Consider the following 15,201-nt stretch of genomic DNA (forward strand, 5'->3'; position numbering starts at 1 on the left):
TGCCTTTCGGTTATTCCGCTGCGACAGCAAGCGGTTGATGCGCGGTGAGATAACGTTCCGCTTCCAGCGCGGCCATGCAACCCATGCCGGCGGCGGTGATCGCCTGACGGTAGATGTCGTCGGTGACGTCGCCGGCCGCGAAAATGCCTTCCACGTCGGTCGCCGTCGAATCGGGGGCGGTCCACATGTAGCCGTTGTCTTTCAGCTTCACCTTGCCCTTGAACAGCTCGACCGCCGGCGCATGGCCGATGGCGACGAAGACGCCGTCGATGGGGAATTCGCTGATCGCACCGGTCTTGGTGTCACGCAGCTTCACGCCGGAAACGGAAGGCGGCATTGGCGGCTTTGCGGGCGCGCCGGTAATTTCGGCGATTTCCGTGTTCCAGAGAATCTTGACGTTTTCCTTGGCGAACAGCCGTTCCTGCAGGATTTTTTCCGAGCGGAAGCTATCGCGGCGGTGAACGACGGTGACCGACTTGGCGATATGGGCGAGGTACAGCGCTTCTTCCACGGCGGAGTTGCCGCCGCCGACCACGATCACATCCTTGTTGCGATAGAAGAAACCGTCGCAGGTGGCGCAGGCGGAAACGCCGAAGCCCTGAAAATGCTGTTCGCTCTCGATGCCGAGCCACTTGGCCTTGGCGCCGGTGGCGATGATCAGCGTATCGGCCGTCCAGACCTGACCGGAATCGGTCTTGACCACGAAAGGCCGTACATTGGTTTCAACTTCGGTGACGAGGTCGCTGACGATTTCCGCGCCCACATGCGTCGCTTGCTTCAGCATCTGGTCCATCAGCCACGGACCCTGGATCGGATCGGCAAAGCCCGGATAGTTCTCGACATCGGTAGTGATCATCAGCTGGCCGCCCTGTTCCATGCCGGCGATCAGCACGGGTTTCAGCATTGCGCGGGCCGCGTAGATCGCCGCGGTATAACCGGCGGGACCGGAGCCGATGATCAATACCTTCGTGTGGCGGGCAGACATGGAAGCGTTCCTTTCAATAACGGGGCCTTTCCCTGGCAGCGCCTTTCGGCACCGGGCCCTGGAGCCGCATGACGGCGGACAGGCCGCAACCCCTTCGTTGCCCGGTATTTAAGGTTGTCTAGTGTCTTTATTCAAGGGCAGCCTTGCGTTACCAACAAGGCAGTTGTGGATGCGCGCGCAATTTTGTGACCGGGCGGTGGCATAATGTTGCGAATCCCGCGCCGAATAGTACAAGGAAGTTCTACAGCTTAACGAGGTACTCCTCCGTGACCAGCGTCGAACTCGATGCCATCGATCTGAAAATCCTGCGCGAATTGCAGCGCGACGGGCGCATGACCAATGTGGAACTGGCCGAAAGGGTTGGTATTTCCGCGCCGCCCTGCCTCCGGCGCGTCCGCAAGCTCGAAGAAGCGGGCGTGATCGAGGGTTATCACGCCATGTTGAACGCGCCGAAGCTCGGTTTCGATCTCGTCGCCTTCTGCATGGTCGGTCTCAAGCGCCAGTCGGATAGCAACCTGAAGGCTTTTGCGGCGGCAACCGCCGGCTGGTCGCTGGTGCGCCAGGCCTGGATGGTATCGGGCGAAAGCGATTTCCTGCTGCATTGCGTGGCGAAGAACCTGACCGAGTTTCAGGATTTCGTCATCGAGGTCCTGACGGCGGACGAAAATGTCGATACGGTGCGCACCATGCTCACCATCCGGCAGGTCAAGCGTGTCGGTCTCGTGGAAATCTGAGCGGCAGGCTCTGCCTTAAGACGCGTTACCCGCGCCGCAAAGCCTCATAGACTTCGCCGAGACTCGTGGCCTCTTTCTCAAGAGGAAATGTGCTGCGTACATGCGAAAGGCCGGCCTTTGCATGGCTCTCGGCCAGAGCCGGGTCGGCAAGATAGGTCCTTATCGCATCCCTGAGCGATGCATAGTCACCCGCCTCGACGACTGCACCGGTTTCGCCCCTGACGATCATTTCCTCATAGGCGCCGGCAGTGCTGGTGACGACGGCCGTTTCCGACGCCATGGCCTCGAGCGGCGTCAAGCCGAAACCCTCATTGCGCGATGGGGCGACATAGAGCGTCAGCCGCCGGTACCACGGCTTGATGTCGTCCACCTCACCCTGAAATACGATGCGGTCCGAAAGGCCGGCGGCCTTGACATCGGCCTCGAGTGCTTCGGCAAAAGCCTTGTGTTCCGCCGTTACGCGGCCGGAAACAATGGCTGTCCATTGCGGATGGGCGGGCAAAAGCTCGATCATGGCGCGCACGAAGAGATCGGTGCCCTTCTGGTGGCGCACCCGTCCAAAGCAGCCGATGAGATATTGTCCCGGCAGGCCGGTTGCCGCGATTGTATCTTCCGGGCCGGTTGCCGGATGGAACAGGTCGGTATCGACGCCATGCATGACGACGCGATGGGGTACTTCCAGAAACGAGCCGGAACGGGTGCTGGTCGCGACCACGGCATCCATCTTCGAAATCAGAAACCGTGTATAGGCGGAATGCCGCCTCTGTGCGGCCGAGGTGAACAGCAGCTTCACCTTCATGCGCAGCACGTCACGCATGAAAAGACCCGGCAACATTTCGAGGTTGCGCCGGGCATGCCAGATGCGCGGGCCGCCCTGCGGGCCGTCTTGCCAGAGCCGCCACAGATCGCGGAAACGCACATGCGGCAGATGCGGCGGTAAACCCGGTCCAATGACGGCCACCTTCTGCCCCAGCCGGTTCTGCACCGGAATAAGTTGAACGATGGTGGAGGTAACGCCGGAAAGCCTGCGTTTGAAGTTCGGCGCAAGCACCTGCACATCTTTCAGACTGGCGTGGGACAAGATGGGCTTCCGTCTTTGCGGCTAATTCGGGGGATTGAAGACGTCAAGAAAAGCAATGCGCCCGCATGGGACGCATTGCATGTGGGGGCATCAGCCCCACTGAACCGCGAGAATCTCGTAGCCCTTGGCGCCGCCCGGAGCGTTGACTTCGATGCTGTCACCGACTTCCTTGCCGATCAGCGCGCGGGCGATGGGCGAGGAGATGGAGATGCGGCCGGCCTTCACATCGGCTTCCTGGTCGCCGACGATCTGATAGGTCTTTTCCTCGTCGCTATCCTCGTCCACCAGCTTGACGGTGGCGCCGAACTTGATCTTCGAGCCCGACATCTTGGAAAGGTCGATGACTTCCGCGCGTGCGGTCAGGTCTTCGAGTTCGGTGATGCGGCCTTCATTGTGGCTCTGTGCTTCCTTGGCAGCATGGTACTCGGCGTTTTCCGAAAGGTCGCCATGGGCGCGCGCTTCCGCAATCGCCTCGATGATACGGGGGCGTTCCTCCTGCTGGCGCCAGCGCAGCTCCTCCTGCAGCTTGACGAATCCACCCTGAGTCATCGGTACTTTTTCTACCATTTTTTTATCCTTCGCATTCCGGTCGCTTTACTTGCAGACACAAAAAGAAACAGGTTCCGGAGGGGAACTCCGGAACCATGCCAAAATCATAACTGAGCCGACTATATCAGAAGACGACAGCGAAATGCCAGCAAATTTGAGGTGCACATATTTTCTCACGTAATCAATTACTTAGACTATGTCGTTGACATTTGCTTGTGGAACATATAGTGAACATACCTATGAAGAAGTCGATCAGGCAACGGCTGGCCATTCTCTCCGACGCGGCGAAATACGATGCCTCCTGCGCATCGAGCGGCACGACAAAACGCAACTCCGCAGCATCGGGCGGTCTGGGCTCCACGGAAGGGTCGGGCATCTGCCATGCCTATGCGCCGGATGGGCGCTGTATTTCACTTTTGAAAATCCTGCTCACCAATTTCTGCATCTATGATTGCGCCTATTGCATCAACCGTTCCTCCAGCAATGTCGAGCGGGCGCGGTTCACGCCGGAAGAGGTGGTTTGGCTGACGCTGGAGTTTTACCGGCGCAACTATATCGAAGGGCTGTTCCTGTCCTCCGGCATCATCCGCTCCTCCGATCATACGATGGAGGAGATGGTGCGCGTGGCGCGGGAGTTGCGGGTTACCCATGGTTTTCGTGGGTATATTCACCTGAAATCCATTCCCGAAGCATCGCCCAGGCTCATCGAGGAGGCAGGGCTTTATGCGGATCGTCTCTCGATCAATATCGAATTGCCGACCGATAGCGGCATTGGCCGTTTCGCGCCGGAAAAGCAGCCTGTCAATATTCGCCGCTCCATGGCCGATATCCGCCTGAAGATCGAGGAGGCCGGGGAGCCGACCGTCCGGACACGCAAGACCAGGCGCTTTGCGCCGGCCGGGCAGAGCACGCAGATGATCGTGGGGGCGGATGGCGCTGACGATAGTACCATTCTCTCCACCAGCGCCCGGCTTTATGGCAGCTACGGCTTGCGGCGCGTCTATTATTCGGCCTTCAGCCCCATTCCCGATTCGTCGAAAAACCTGCCGCTCATCAAGCCGCCGCTGATGCGGGAACACCGGCTTTATCAGGCGGACTGGCTGTATCGCTTTTATGGCTTCGATATTAGCGAGATAACGGCGATCGGCGGCGACGGCATGCTCGATCTCGATATCGACCCGAAACTCGCCTGGGCGCTGAAACATCGCGAACGTTTCCCGGTGGACGTCAATGCGGCGGATCGGGAAATGCTGCTGCGTGTGCCCGGTTTCGGCACCAAGACGGTGGCCTCCGTTCTCTCGTCACGGCGGTTCCGGCGGCTGCGGCTGGAGGATATCGCGCGTTTCGGTGTTTCCGTGAAAAAGGTGAAGGCTTTCATCGTTGCCGAGGGCTGGACGCCGGGCAAGCTGACCGAGCGGCCGGATTTGCGGGCGATGTTTGCACCGCAGCCTGAACAATTATCGTTGTTGTGATGTATGGCCCGGTTCTGGAAGGGCGGGGCGATTTCGTCGAGTGGCGCGATGCCGCGCGTGCGGCCCTTGCCGCCGATATTCGGCCGGAGACGATTGACTGGCGGTTGCGGGATGACGGGGCAGGGATGCTGGATTTCGCCGGTGAGCCATTGCCGACGGTTGATGCCGGCAATGGGCAGGTTTCTGTTCCGGCCTCGTTCGTGGCCCTGGCGCAGGCCGTCATCTGCCACGGCGATCCCGGCCGGTTTGCGCTGCTTTACCGGTTGTTGTGGCGGCTGAAGCGGGATCGCGCCCTGTTGCAGTTCAAGTCCGATCCGGATGTTGCAGAGGCCCGCTTGCTTGAAAAATCGGTGCGCCGGGATTGTCACAAGATGACGGCTTTCGTCCGTTTCAAGGAGTTGCCCTTGCCGCAGGGGCAGGGCGGGCGACGGCGGTTCGTGGCCTGGTTCGAGCCGGATCATTTCATCGTCGAGCGAACGGCAGCGTTTTTCCAGCGACGGTTTACCGATATGGACTGGCTGATCGCCACGCCGAAAGGGTCTGCCCGATGGGATGGAAGCGAGTTGCAAACCTCGCGGGAGGCGGCGGCGAAGCCTGATCTGAAGGACGAGACGGATGAACTCTGGCGGACCTATTATGCCAATATATTCAATCCGGCGCGCCTCAAGATCAAAGCCATGACGGCGGAGATGCCGAAGAAATACTGGAAGAACCTGCCGGAAGCCGATCTCATTCCCGACCTCATCCTCGGTGCGGAGGCGCGGGTGCTGGAGATGGCCGCCAGGGCGGCAAGCCAGCCGCAGCCTTTTCACCATCGCCTGCAGGCTGCGGCGGCTGCCCGGGAGATGCCGCAACCCGTGCCGGATGGCACGCTCGCATCGCTGGCGCGGGAAGCTGGCCATTGCACCCGCTGCTCCCTGCATTGCAGCGCCACGCAAACGGTTTTCGGTTCGGGGCCGGAGGATGCGGAAATCATGATCGTTGGCGAACAGCCGGGCGATCATGAAGATCTCGCTGGAAAGCCTTTTGTCGGCCCGGCCGGCCAGCTTTTCGACCGGACTCTTGCCGATGTCGGTATCGAGCGCAAGAAGCTCTACGTCACCAATGCCGTCAAACACTTCAAATACGAAACGCGCGGCAAACGACGCATCCATCAACGGCCGAATGCGGGCGAAGTGGAGCAATGCCGCTGGTGGCTCAATCAGGAAATCGCGCTTATTCGGCCGAAACTGATCGTTGCCATGGGCGCAACGGCGCTTTATGCGCTGACCGGCGGCAAGGAAAAACTCTCGGAGATTCGGAGCCGTCCTCTGCCGATGGCGGAGGGCCGAACGCTTTTTGTCACCGTGCACCCGTCTTATCTCCTGCGCCTTGCCGATGGGCAGGCGAAAGAGGCGGAAATGATGCGGTTCAAGAAAGATATTAGTTTTATTAGAATGTTCGAATGAATTTTTATTTGCTCGCTGGGGATTTATTCAGGTCTCTGGCCAAAACTTGCAGTAGTATCATTCTCTGATTATTTATCTGTTATTTTTATTGAAATTTTATACTTTCTATTATAATTGATTTCTCCGAATTTATTTACCGTATGGACAAATCATGTTGGGTGAACTCGACCTTGCGACAGTCATACTGATGCAAAAGTGTTCTTACATCGTTGGGCTTTTGAGTTTTATCTATCTGAAAATGACCAATCGCGGCTTGCGCGGTCCCATCCCCCTTGCGGCGGGTTTCGCCTCGATGGCGATTGGCTCCACGCTTGCCGGTTACGGCGAATGGGGAATATTGTCGCCCGCCTTATGGCGGCTCGGCAGTGTCGTTTTCGGTATTGTGGGGTACGCGCTGATCTGGCTCGGCTTGAAGGCGTTGAGCGATGGGCGTTCCGTCGACAGACGGACCGTATCCCTTGTCTGCCTCATCTCCGTGCTGGCGATGGCTGTCGCGCAGCAGGTGGCGGACAATAATGCGTATCGCGCGGCGCTCTTCAATGGCTGCGCGTCGCTCGCCTATCTCGCCGGGGCATCGGTGCTTTTCGCCAGATGGCGCAGGGAGCCGCTGCTCTCCCGCCTGGCGCTGGGTGCGATCACCGGCGTCTCCGGTCTCATTTCGCTATCGGTGGTGAAAAGCGTGCTTTTCCCGGATTATGCCACTATCGATCTGGTCAATGCGTTCTTCTTCATCATCATGCTGAACTTCGCCATTGCCCTGTTCGTGATGATGCTTGTGGCCGAGCGGTCAGAACGCAAACTGCTGGTTCTTGCGAATACCGACCCGCTGACGGGCGTCAAGAACCGGCGTTTCTTCTTCCAGACCATGCCTGCGACGCCCGATCCCGCCGATGCGGCCATGTTGCTGGATATCGATCACTTCAAGTCGATCAACGACCGTTTCGGCCACGCCGTCGGCGATAGCGTGCTGCAGGAAGTGGCGAAGCGCATCGGCGGCAGCATCCGCGGCGGGGATGTGCTGGCGCGTTACGGCGGAGAGGAATTCATCATCTACCTGCCGGGCGCCGGCGTTCGCAAGGCCTGCATGATCGGCGAACGCATTCGCGATGCGATTGCGGTAACCGAGGTCGATTGCGGCGGTCTGCGCGTCGGCGTCACCATTAGCATCGGCGTTGCCGCCACTGGCGAGATGCGCTGCGATCTCCAGACGCTCGCGGAAATGGCGGATCGCGCACTTTACCGCGCGAAGATGGAAGGGCGCAATTGCGTTCGGGAGGCGCAGGCGGCATAGGCGGGGCTGCGGGCCGTCGATCTGTCCGCACGGCCGCACCGCGTCTTTTTGTCGTGTAGCGTCGTTGTTGCCCTTCGCTCTTAAAAGGGCGGCTTGTCTGTTTCATCCGCCGTGGCGCGACGGGACAGGGCCTCTTTCAGAAGAACCTCGATCTGGGCATTGACGCTGCGCAACTCACCGCTCGCGGTGTGCCGGATCATGTTCAATATTGCGGGTTCGATCCGCAGCGGAAAAGCCACACGCTCCGGCCCCGGTGGACGTCCAGCCATGATCAGTTCCTCAACGCGCTTTGGCTTATCGGGGCCAGGTGTTCCCATCGCCGGGACCGGATGGCGGGGCGATTCAGCATCTTAATGGAGCATTTGGCCGGAGCTTTGGCAACGCCGCGGCGAATGGCTGCGGGCGATCCGTCATTGCGGAATAGGGACATCATGGGCCTCGTTCGAACCTGATGTTTTGATACCGGCAATGAATTGCAGCAGGATTACGCGATGCAAAACGCCGCGGGCATGGTGACCCGCGGCGTTTTGTTTTCATTCAGCGTTGGAACCTGGGGTTCCCGCAGCTTACTGGAAGTAGCTCTGCAGCGGCTTTACTTCCAGATTGCCGGCCTTCAGCGCCTTGATGGCAAGCGCTGCCGCTTCCGCGCCGGCCATCGTCGTATAGTAAGGCACCTTCTGCATCAGCGTCGCGCGGCGCAGCGACTTCGAGTCAGAAATCGCCTTGTTGCTGTCGGTGGTGTTGATGACGAGCTGGACCTGACGGTTGCGGATGGCGTCTTCGATATGCGGACGGCCTTCCTGCACCTTGTTGATCTTTTCGGCGTTGATGCCCTTTTCGGCGAGGAAACGCTGGGTGCCGCCGGTGGCCAGCACCTTGAAGCCGCTTTCCACGAGAATGCGGATGGCGGGCAGAACGCCTTCCTTGTCCTCGTCACGCACCGAGACGAAGACCGCACCGGAGCGGGGCAGGTCGACGCCGGCGCCGAGCTGGCTCTTGGCGAATGCCAGCGCGAAATCGGTATCGAGGCCGATGACTTCGCCGGTCGAGCGCATTTCCGGTCCGAGCAGAATGTCAACGCCGGGGAAGCGGGCGAAGGGGAAGACGGCTTCCTTGACGGCAATGTGCTTCAGGTTGCGCGGATCGGGCTTTTCGCCGTAAGCGGCAATCGCCGGATCGAGCCTCTCCCCGGCCATGACGCGGGCGGCGATCTTGGCGATCGGCGCGCCGATGGTCTTCGCCACGAAAGGCACGGTGCGCGAGGCGCGCGGATTGACCTCGAGAACGTAGATCGTGCCATCCTTGATGGCATATTGCACGTTCATGAGGCCGCCGACATTGAGCGCCTTGGCAAGCGCCGTCGTCTGGCGTTCCAGCTCGTCGACGATCTCCTTCGACAGCGAACGGACCGGCAGCGAGCAGGCCGAGTCGCCCGAATGGATGCCGGCTTCTTCGATGTGCTCCATGATGCCTGACACGAAGACGCTTTCGCCGTCGCACAGCGCATCGACGTCCACTTCCACGGCATTGGTCAGGTAGCTGTCGAATAGCAGCGGGTTCTTGCCGAGCAGGGTGTTGATCTGGCCGGTCTTGTCGTTCGGGTAACGCTGCTTGATGTCCTCGGGTACGAGGCCCGGAACCGTGTCGAGCAGATAGGTCTGGAGCTGGCCTTCCGAATGGATGATCTGCATGGCGCGGCCACCCAGAACGTAGGACGGGCGCACCACCAGCGGGAAGCCGATTTCCGAAGCCACGAGGCGGGCCTGCTCGACCGAATAGGCGATGCCGTTGTTCGGTTGGGCGAGATCGAGCTTCATCAGCAGCTTCTGGAAGCGGTCGCGGTCTTCGGCAAGGTCGATCATGTCAGGCGCAGTGCCGAGGATCGGGATGCCGTTCTTTTCCAGCGCTTCGGCGAGCTTCAGCGGGGTCTGGCCGCCAAACTGCACGATGACGCCGACCAGCTCGCCCTTTTCCTGCTCCGCGCGCATGATCTCGATCACGTCTTCGGCCGTCAGCGGCTCGAAATAGAGGCGGTCGGAGGTGTCGTAGTCGGTGGAAACGGTTTCCGGGTTGCAGTTGATCATGATGGCTTCGAAGCCGGCATCCTTCAGCGCGAAGGCGGCGTGGCAGCAGCAATAATCGAACTCGATGCCCTGGCCGATACGGTTCGGGCCACCGCCGAGGATGACGACCTTCTTGCGGTCGGAAACCTGCGCTTCGGAGCGGGCTGCGCCAACGAAGGGAATTTCATAGGTCGAATACATGTAAGCGGTCGGCGAAGCGAATTCGGCCGCGCAGGTGTCGATGCGCTTGAAGACCGGGCGGACGTTCAGGCTGTTGCGCAGCTCGGCCACTTCCTTCGGGCGCTTGGACGTCAGGCTGGCGAGGCGGGCGTCGGAGAAGCCCATTGCCTTCAGCATGCGCAGGTTTTCGGCATCCTGCGGCAGGCCATGCTCGCGGATGCGGGCTTCCATGTCTACGATGGCCTTGAACTGGGCGATGAACCACGGATCGATCTTCGAGTTCTCGTGGACTTCCTCTTCGCTCATGCCCATGCGCAGCGCCTGGGCGACCATGCGCAGGCGGTCCGGCGTCGGCGTGCCGATGGCGGCGCGGATGGCGTTCTTGGAACCTTCACCTTCCTCGTAGCCGGGGATTTCGATTTCATCCAGACCGGTGAGGCCGGTTTCCATGCCGCGAAGCGCCTTCTGCAGCGATTCCGCGAAGGTGCGGCCGATGGCCATGACTTCGCCGACCGACTTCATGGCGGTGGTGAGGATCGGGGAAGCGCCGGGGAATTTCTCGAAGGCGAAACGCGGGATCTTGGTGACGACGTAGTCGATGGAAGGTTCGAAGGAAGCAGGTGTCGCACCGCCGGTAATGTCGTTCTCAAGCTCATCCAGCGTGTAGCCGATGGCGAGCTTGGCGGCGATCTTGGCGATGGGGAAGCCGGTCGCCTTCGATGCCAGCGCGGAGGAGCGCGAAACGCGCGGGTTCATTTCGATGACGACGAGGCGGCCGTCCTTCGGGTTGACGGCGAACTGCACGTTCGAGCCGCCGGTTTCCACGCCGATCTCGCGCAGCACCGCAATCGAGGCGTTGCGCATGATCTGGTATTCCTTGTCGGTCAGCGTCAGCGCCGGCGCAACAGTGATCGAGTCGCCGGTGTGGACACCCATCGGATCGATGTTTTCGATGGAGCAGATGATAATGCAATTGTCCGCCTTGTCGCGGACGACTTCCATCTCATATTCCTTCCAGCCGAGAACCGATTCTTCGACCAGAACTTCCGTCGTCGGCGAGGCGTCGAGACCGCCCGAGACGATGTCGAAGAATTCCGAGCGGTTATAGGCAATGCCGCCACCGGTGCCGCCGAGCGTGAAGGATGGGCGGATGATGGCCGGCAGGCCGACATGATCGATTGCCTGCGCGGCGATTGCCATGGCATGGGCCATGTAGCGCTGCTTGCGGTCGGTTTCGCCGAGGTTCCACTGGTTTTCGAGATCGTCCAGCGCCTTGTCGAGATCGGGACCGGAAAGCTTGCCCTTCAGCTCGGTGCGCGCGGCCTCGTGCTTCTTGCGGTCGGCATCCTTGATCTCGGTGGCGTTGGCCAGCATGGAGCGCGGGGTTTCAAGGCCGATGCGGGCCATGGCTTCGCGGAAGAGGGCGCGGTCTTCGGCCATGTCGATGGCTTCGGGCTTCGCACCGATCATTTCGACATTGTAACGGTCGAGAACGCCCATGCGCTTGAGAGAGAGCGCGGTGTTGAGCGCGGTCTGGCCGCCCATGGTCGGCAGAAGCGCATCCGGACGCTCCTTGGCGATGATCTTCGCCACGACTTCAGGCGTGATCGGCTCGACGTAAGTGGCGTCGGCAAGGCCGGGATCGGTCATGATCGTCGCCGGGTTGGAGTTGACCAGGATGACCCGGTAACCCTCTTCCTTCAGCGCCTTGCAGGCCTGCGTGCCGGAATAGTCGAATTCACATGCCTGACCGATGACGATCGGTCCCGCGCCGATGATGAGGATGGACTTGATATCTTGGCGCTTCGGCATGGCTCTCTCGTTCCGCTTTTCGGTTGCGCAAAACACCGGCCAGGGTGAAGGATCACCGGCCGGGGGGCGCAATTCAAATGTTTTCAGGCTAGAAGCGGCTTATAGGCAAATGTTTTTGAGAACGGAACCCCATAAATTCCGGAATCGACAGAAACTCTTAACCGGCAGGGGCGTGCACGGTGAAACGGGCCTGGACCGCTGCACTATAGGAGCGGCTGACGGGAATTTCCGTGCCGTCCTGCATCACCACATAAAGACGTCCTGCCTTTCTCAGCAGCGAGGCCACGCCGGCATCGGCCACCCAATGGGAGCGATGCACCTGCAAGCCCTGCGTATCGCCGATTTCCCGCAGCGCATCGGCAAAACGCAGCAAAACGAGCTGTCTGCCGCGTGTGGTGACGATTTCGGTATAATGGTCTTCCACGGAAAGCCGCAGCAGCGGGCCGCGCCGTGCCGGCTCCAGACGATCCAGAATGGCCGGGCGCTCCCTGACTGACGGCGATGGCGGGTTTTCCGCTTCAGCCGCTTCCACCGGTTCGTCTCCGTGCCCGAGACCGGCGGTCAGATAACTCAGGAAACAGAATATAAGGCAAAGCGGCAGAGCAGCCTGCGCATCCTCACCAATCGATGCGGTGTCGATGGATTGCGCGAAAAACGCATGGTTGGCGAGGGTTATGATTGCGCCGATGGGCAGGGCGGCGGCGATGGCTCCGGCCATCATCCGGGCAAGCGGGCTTGTCAGCGCCCGAGCCAGCGCGGCATTGGCGAAGGCCGAAAAACCGGTGGTAATGATCCAGCCCGAGCCCAAAAGCAGGGTCCAATAGGCAGCCCTTGGCCAGAAGGTCATTTTCTGGCCCGTACCGTAGGGACCGGTCAAGATGAAGAGAAAGAGGATGGCGAGAAACGTGCTCCACAGCGAACGGGAACGCCCCATCGCTTGCAATTGGCGAAGCGTGGATTGCACGACAGTGCCGTTCACGAAATTCTCCCGCTGTTTGCGCCATTCCGGTTGAGCCGCGCCATGTTTCGCTGAAATTGCCGCCGAGTTCAACCGGGTGAGATAAATGTCCCTTCAGCCTCTTCTTGATGCGCCTTTCGCTGTTCAACTGCATGTGGCAACGGTCATTCCCGCCGCCATCATCGGTGCTGTGGTTTTATTCTCTCCGAAAGGCACGCCTCTTCACCGACTGTTTGGCAAGATCTGGGTTGTCCTGATGGTTGTCACGTCGTTCTCGACATTTTTTATACATGAGCTGAATGTTTTCTACGGTTTCAGCCCGATCCACCTGATGTCGATTTTCACCATATATGGCTGTCTGCAATCGGTCTATTTCGCGCGCAGGGGTGAAATAAAGCACCATATGCGCATCATGCAGGGCGTTTATCTCGGCGGTATCGTCATAGCGGGCGGCCTCACTTTCCTTCCCACGCGTATCATGAACGCGGTTGTTTTCGGCAATGGCGGGGATGATTTTCTAACCCTTTTGGTCGGCGGCCTGTTGTTTGTTTTCCTGTTCGTCGCGGTCTTCAGGCAAAGACGGCGAGCCGCCTGAGAGAGGCCACGCTTCCTTCCGGAACAAGATGTATTATAGTGCCGTTATAAGGCAGCTTGTTAAGGCGATATCCGCCGGGAGAATAGCATGGAATGGAGAGGGCGCCGCCAGTCGGACAATATCGAGGACCGGCGCGGCATGTCGGCGGGATCGGGGCCGTCGGGCAACGATCCTTTTTCCCGTGGCGGAATGCGTGTGCCTATCGGGCGGCGCGGCGGCGGTATCGGTATTGGCGGCATTCTTGTCATCCTGCTGATAAGCTGGGTGCTCGGCATCAACCCGCTGACGCTGCTTTCGGGCGGCGATATTTCACTGGATGGCGGCGGCACGACGCAGCAATCCGGCGGCCAGCAGGCGGGCACGCGTCCGCAAGGCCAGTCGTCGGACGAGACGACGGCTTTCGTGCGCACCGTGCTGGCCGAGACGGAAGATACGTGGAGCGGCATTTTCCAGTCCGCCGGTGAGACCTATCAGAAGCCGACGCTGGTTCTGTTCTCCGGTCAGGTGTCTTCCGCCTGCGGTTATGCTTCCGCCGCCAGCGGTCCGTTCTATTGCCCGGGTGACCGCAAGGTCTATCTCGACACCAGCTTCTTCAAGGAACTGGACCAGCGTTTCGGCGCGGCCGGCGATTTCGCGCAGGCTTATGTGATTGCGCATGAGGTGGGCCACCACATCCAGAACCTGACCGGCGTTCTGCCGGAGTTCAACCGCCGCCGCCAGTCGATGAGCCAGGTGGATGCCAACAAGATGTCGGTGCGTGTCGAGCTTCAGGCGGATTGCTATGCTGGCATCTGGGGCAAGTTCACCGAGCAGAAGGGCATTCTCGAAACCGGTGACCTTGAGGAAGCGCTGAACGCCGCCCACCAGATCGGCGACGATACGCTGCAGAAGCAGACTCAGGGCTATGTGGTGCCTGACAGTTTCAACCACGGCACCTCGGCACAGCGAGCGGAATGGTTTAAGCGCGGTTTCCAGAGCGGCCGTGTCGAAGATTGCGATACGTTCTCGGCGAATATCTGAGAACCGGACAGGAGAGGGGGCTTTTCAGCCCCCATTTCATTTAGCGCATCAAAAGCGCCACGGCATACATGCCGAGGGCGAAAACGGTGTGGGCCACAAGGTTGAGAAAGCGGACCTTGTTCGGGTTGGGGGTCTTCGACGCCGCCCAGCCGATGCCGAGCCCCGGCTGCAACAGGAACCAGCCCGCGCCGACCGTTATGATGCCGACGATCCACGGCTCAATGAACGAAGGATTGGCAAACCACGCGGCCGGAACCACCAGCGCAAGAATGACGCCATAAACAATGCCGACGGCGTAATGCGAAATCCAGCCGAGCGCCAGTTCGTGTTCATAGGGTTCAGCCGTGGCGATGCTGTCGTGAAATATCGTACCTTTCGGCACATGCCAGAACCAGCGGCCGACCGGCGCCCAGTTTGGTGCGGACTGGCCGAAGAACCGGTGCAGCACGATTGCCCATATATCCATAAACACGGTGCCGCCAATGCCCATGGCAATGCCGCGCCAAATCAGTTCCAGCATGAATCCCTCCGCATGATCATGATCGATCAAGCTCTAGCGGATCGTGTGAATGGCGGGAACCGACTATTATGAGGGTGGACAAAAAAATGGCCGGATCGCTCCGCCATGAGGGTGAGAAGGCGCAAGACCTCACCTCCGTCATGCTCGGGCTTGTCCCGAGTATCTGCGACGTATCTTTTAAACGAGGCGTGGTTGGATCCTCGGGACAAGTGTGCAGCCCTGATACATAGTTGACAGATGTTCGGAGACATCCCTGACAACTTTGCCTTTGTGGCAGAGGAGGTCGGGATGGCTTGGCGGGAGTTGTCTGTCGTGGATCAGCGACGAGAATTTGTGATGCTTGCGTTGCTGGAAGGGGCCACTATTTCGGCTTTGTGCAAGCGTTTCGGCATCAGTCGGCAGACGGGTTATGTCTGGCTGCGGCGGGCGCAGGCGGGAGACGCCTTGCTGGATCGCTCCCGCCGTCCGCATTCGAGCCCTCGGCGAACATCCT

14 protein-coding genes are annotated in these 15,201 nt (G+C 60.0%); 7 read left to right on the forward strand and 7 right to left on the reverse strand.

Annotated features, from left to right (window positions below):
* Window positions 1-10 precede the first annotated feature (10 nt).
* Window positions 11-985 (reverse strand): thioredoxin-disulfide reductase, encoded by a 975-nt coding sequence (gene trxB, locus EM858_RS20635; RefSeq protein ID WP_020811380.1) that lies wholly within the window; start codon window positions 983-985, stop codon window positions 11-13.
* Window positions 986-1,251: 266 nt separating this feature from the next.
* Between trxB and EM858_RS20640 the strand changes: the two genes are divergently transcribed.
* Window positions 1,252-1,719 (forward strand): Lrp/AsnC family transcriptional regulator, encoded by a 468-nt coding sequence (locus tag EM858_RS20640; RefSeq protein ID WP_020811379.1) that lies wholly within the window; start codon window positions 1,252-1,254, stop codon window positions 1,717-1,719.
* A 25-nt stretch (window positions 1,720-1,744) separates the two neighbouring features.
* Here the strand turns inward: EM858_RS20640 and EM858_RS20645 are convergent, their stop codons facing one another.
* Both EM858_RS20645 and greA read right to left on the reverse strand, forming a co-directional pair.
* Window positions 1,745-2,800 (reverse strand): glycosyltransferase family 4 protein, encoded by a 1,056-nt coding sequence (locus EM858_RS20645; RefSeq protein ID WP_127757819.1) that lies wholly within the window; start codon window positions 2,798-2,800, stop codon window positions 1,745-1,747.
* A gap of 90 nt (window positions 2,801-2,890) precedes the next feature.
* Window positions 2,891-3,367, reverse strand: a complete 477-nt coding sequence (gene greA, locus EM858_RS20650; RefSeq protein ID WP_003522847.1) for a transcription elongation factor GreA — start codon at window positions 3,365-3,367, stop codon at window positions 2,891-2,893.
* A gap of 221 nt (window positions 3,368-3,588) precedes the next feature.
* On the opposite strand from greA, the gene EM858_RS20655 reads away from it, so the two are divergent.
* The 3 genes from EM858_RS20655 (at window position 3,589) to EM858_RS20665 (ending at window position 7,560) form a co-directional block, all read left to right on the forward strand.
* Window positions 3,589-4,821: a putative DNA modification/repair radical SAM protein gene (locus EM858_RS20655; RefSeq protein ID WP_127757831.1), complete on the forward strand. Its 1,233-nt coding sequence runs from the start codon at window positions 3,589-3,591 to the stop codon at window positions 4,819-4,821.
* Window positions 4,821-6,269, forward strand: coding sequence for a UdgX family uracil-DNA binding protein (locus tag EM858_RS20660; RefSeq protein ID WP_127757820.1), 1,449 nt, complete (start codon window positions 4,821-4,823; stop codon window positions 6,267-6,269). The genes EM858_RS20655 and EM858_RS20660 overlap by 1 nt, the downstream gene beginning before the upstream one ends.
* A 151-nt stretch (window positions 6,270-6,420) precedes the next feature.
* Window positions 6,421-7,560, forward strand: coding sequence for a GGDEF domain-containing protein (locus EM858_RS20665; RefSeq protein WP_127757821.1), 1,140 nt, complete (start codon window positions 6,421-6,423; stop codon window positions 7,558-7,560).
* An 80-nt stretch (window positions 7,561-7,640) separates the two neighbouring features.
* Here the strand turns inward: EM858_RS20665 and EM858_RS20670 are convergent, their stop codons facing one another.
* The 3 genes from EM858_RS20670 to EM858_RS20680 form a co-directional block, all read right to left on the reverse strand.
* Complete coding sequence (locus tag EM858_RS20670; protein ID WP_127757822.1) at window positions 7,641-7,829, reverse strand: hypothetical protein; 189 nt, start codon at window positions 7,827-7,829, stop codon at window positions 7,641-7,643.
* A gap of 297 nt (window positions 7,830-8,126) precedes the next feature.
* Complete coding sequence (carB, locus tag EM858_RS20675) at window positions 8,127-11,615, reverse strand: carbamoyl-phosphate synthase large subunit (RefSeq protein ID WP_127757823.1); 3,489 nt, start codon at window positions 11,613-11,615, stop codon at window positions 8,127-8,129.
* Window positions 11,616-11,772: 157 nt separating this feature from the next.
* Window positions 11,773-12,594, reverse strand: a complete 822-nt coding sequence (locus tag EM858_RS20680) for a LytTR family DNA-binding domain-containing protein (protein ID WP_245483032.1) — start codon at window positions 12,592-12,594, stop codon at window positions 11,773-11,775.
* Window positions 12,595-12,679: 85 nt separating this feature from the next.
* On the opposite strand from EM858_RS20680, the gene EM858_RS20685 reads away from it, so the two are divergent.
* Entirely contained in the window at window positions 12,680-13,168 is a 489-nt protein-coding gene (locus EM858_RS20685) for a DUF2306 domain-containing protein (protein ID WP_127757824.1), read from the forward strand.
* A gap of 87 nt (window positions 13,169-13,255) precedes the next feature.
* Window positions 13,256-14,188: a neutral zinc metallopeptidase gene (locus EM858_RS20690; protein WP_020809202.1), complete on the forward strand. Its 933-nt coding sequence runs from the start codon at window positions 13,256-13,258 to the stop codon at window positions 14,186-14,188.
* A 40-nt stretch (window positions 14,189-14,228) separates the two neighbouring features.
* Here EM858_RS20690 and EM858_RS20695 read toward each other — a convergent pair whose 3' ends face one another.
* Window positions 14,229-14,708: a DUF2938 domain-containing protein gene (locus EM858_RS20695; RefSeq protein ID WP_003522837.1), complete on the reverse strand. Its 480-nt coding sequence runs from the start codon at window positions 14,706-14,708 to the stop codon at window positions 14,229-14,231.
* Window positions 14,709-14,996: 288 nt separating this feature from the next.
* On the opposite strand from EM858_RS20695, the gene EM858_RS20700 reads away from it, so the two are divergent.
* Window positions 14,997-15,201 (forward strand): helix-turn-helix domain-containing protein (locus EM858_RS20700; protein ID WP_164865502.1); only part of this gene is annotated, 205 nt, incomplete at its 3' end.

It is taken from the genome of Agrobacterium sp. CNPSo 2736 (assembly GCF_004005385.1).
Classification (GTDB): Bacteria; Pseudomonadota; Alphaproteobacteria; order Rhizobiales; family Rhizobiaceae; genus Agrobacterium; species Agrobacterium leguminum.

What these genes read in the sequence shown, in the direction of transcription:
- trxB (WP_020811380.1), bottom strand. Translation starts at nt 985, where the DNA reads ATGTCTGCCCGCCACACGAAGGTATTGATCATCGGCTCCGGTCCCGCC.
- greA (WP_003522847.1), bottom strand. Translation starts at nt 3,367, where the DNA reads ATGGTAGAAAAAGTACCGATGACTCAGGGTGGATTCGTCAAGCTGCAG.
- EM858_RS20655 (WP_127757831.1), top strand. Translation starts at nt 3,589, where the DNA reads ATGAAGAAGTCGATCAGGCAACGGCTGGCCATTCTCTCCGACGCGGCG.
- EM858_RS20660 (WP_127757820.1), top strand. Translation starts at nt 4,821, where the DNA reads ATGTATGGCCCGGTTCTGGAAGGGCGGGGCGATTTCGTCGAGTGGCGC.
- EM858_RS20665 (WP_127757821.1), top strand. Translation starts at nt 6,421, where the DNA reads ATGTTGGGTGAACTCGACCTTGCGACAGTCATACTGATGCAAAAGTGT.
- EM858_RS20670 (WP_127757822.1), bottom strand. Translation starts at nt 7,829, where the DNA reads ATGGCTGGACGTCCACCGGGGCCGGAGCGTGTGGCTTTTCCGCTGCGG.
- carB (WP_127757823.1), bottom strand. Translation starts at nt 11,615, where the DNA reads ATGCCGAAGCGCCAAGATATCAAGTCCATCCTCATCATCGGCGCGGGA.
- EM858_RS20685 (WP_127757824.1), top strand. Translation starts at nt 12,680, where the DNA reads ATGTCCCTTCAGCCTCTTCTTGATGCGCCTTTCGCTGTTCAACTGCAT.
- EM858_RS20690 (WP_020809202.1), top strand. Translation starts at nt 13,256, where the DNA reads ATGGAATGGAGAGGGCGCCGCCAGTCGGACAATATCGAGGACCGGCGC.
- EM858_RS20695 (WP_003522837.1), bottom strand. Translation starts at nt 14,708, where the DNA reads ATGCTGGAACTGATTTGGCGCGGCATTGCCATGGGCATTGGCGGCACC.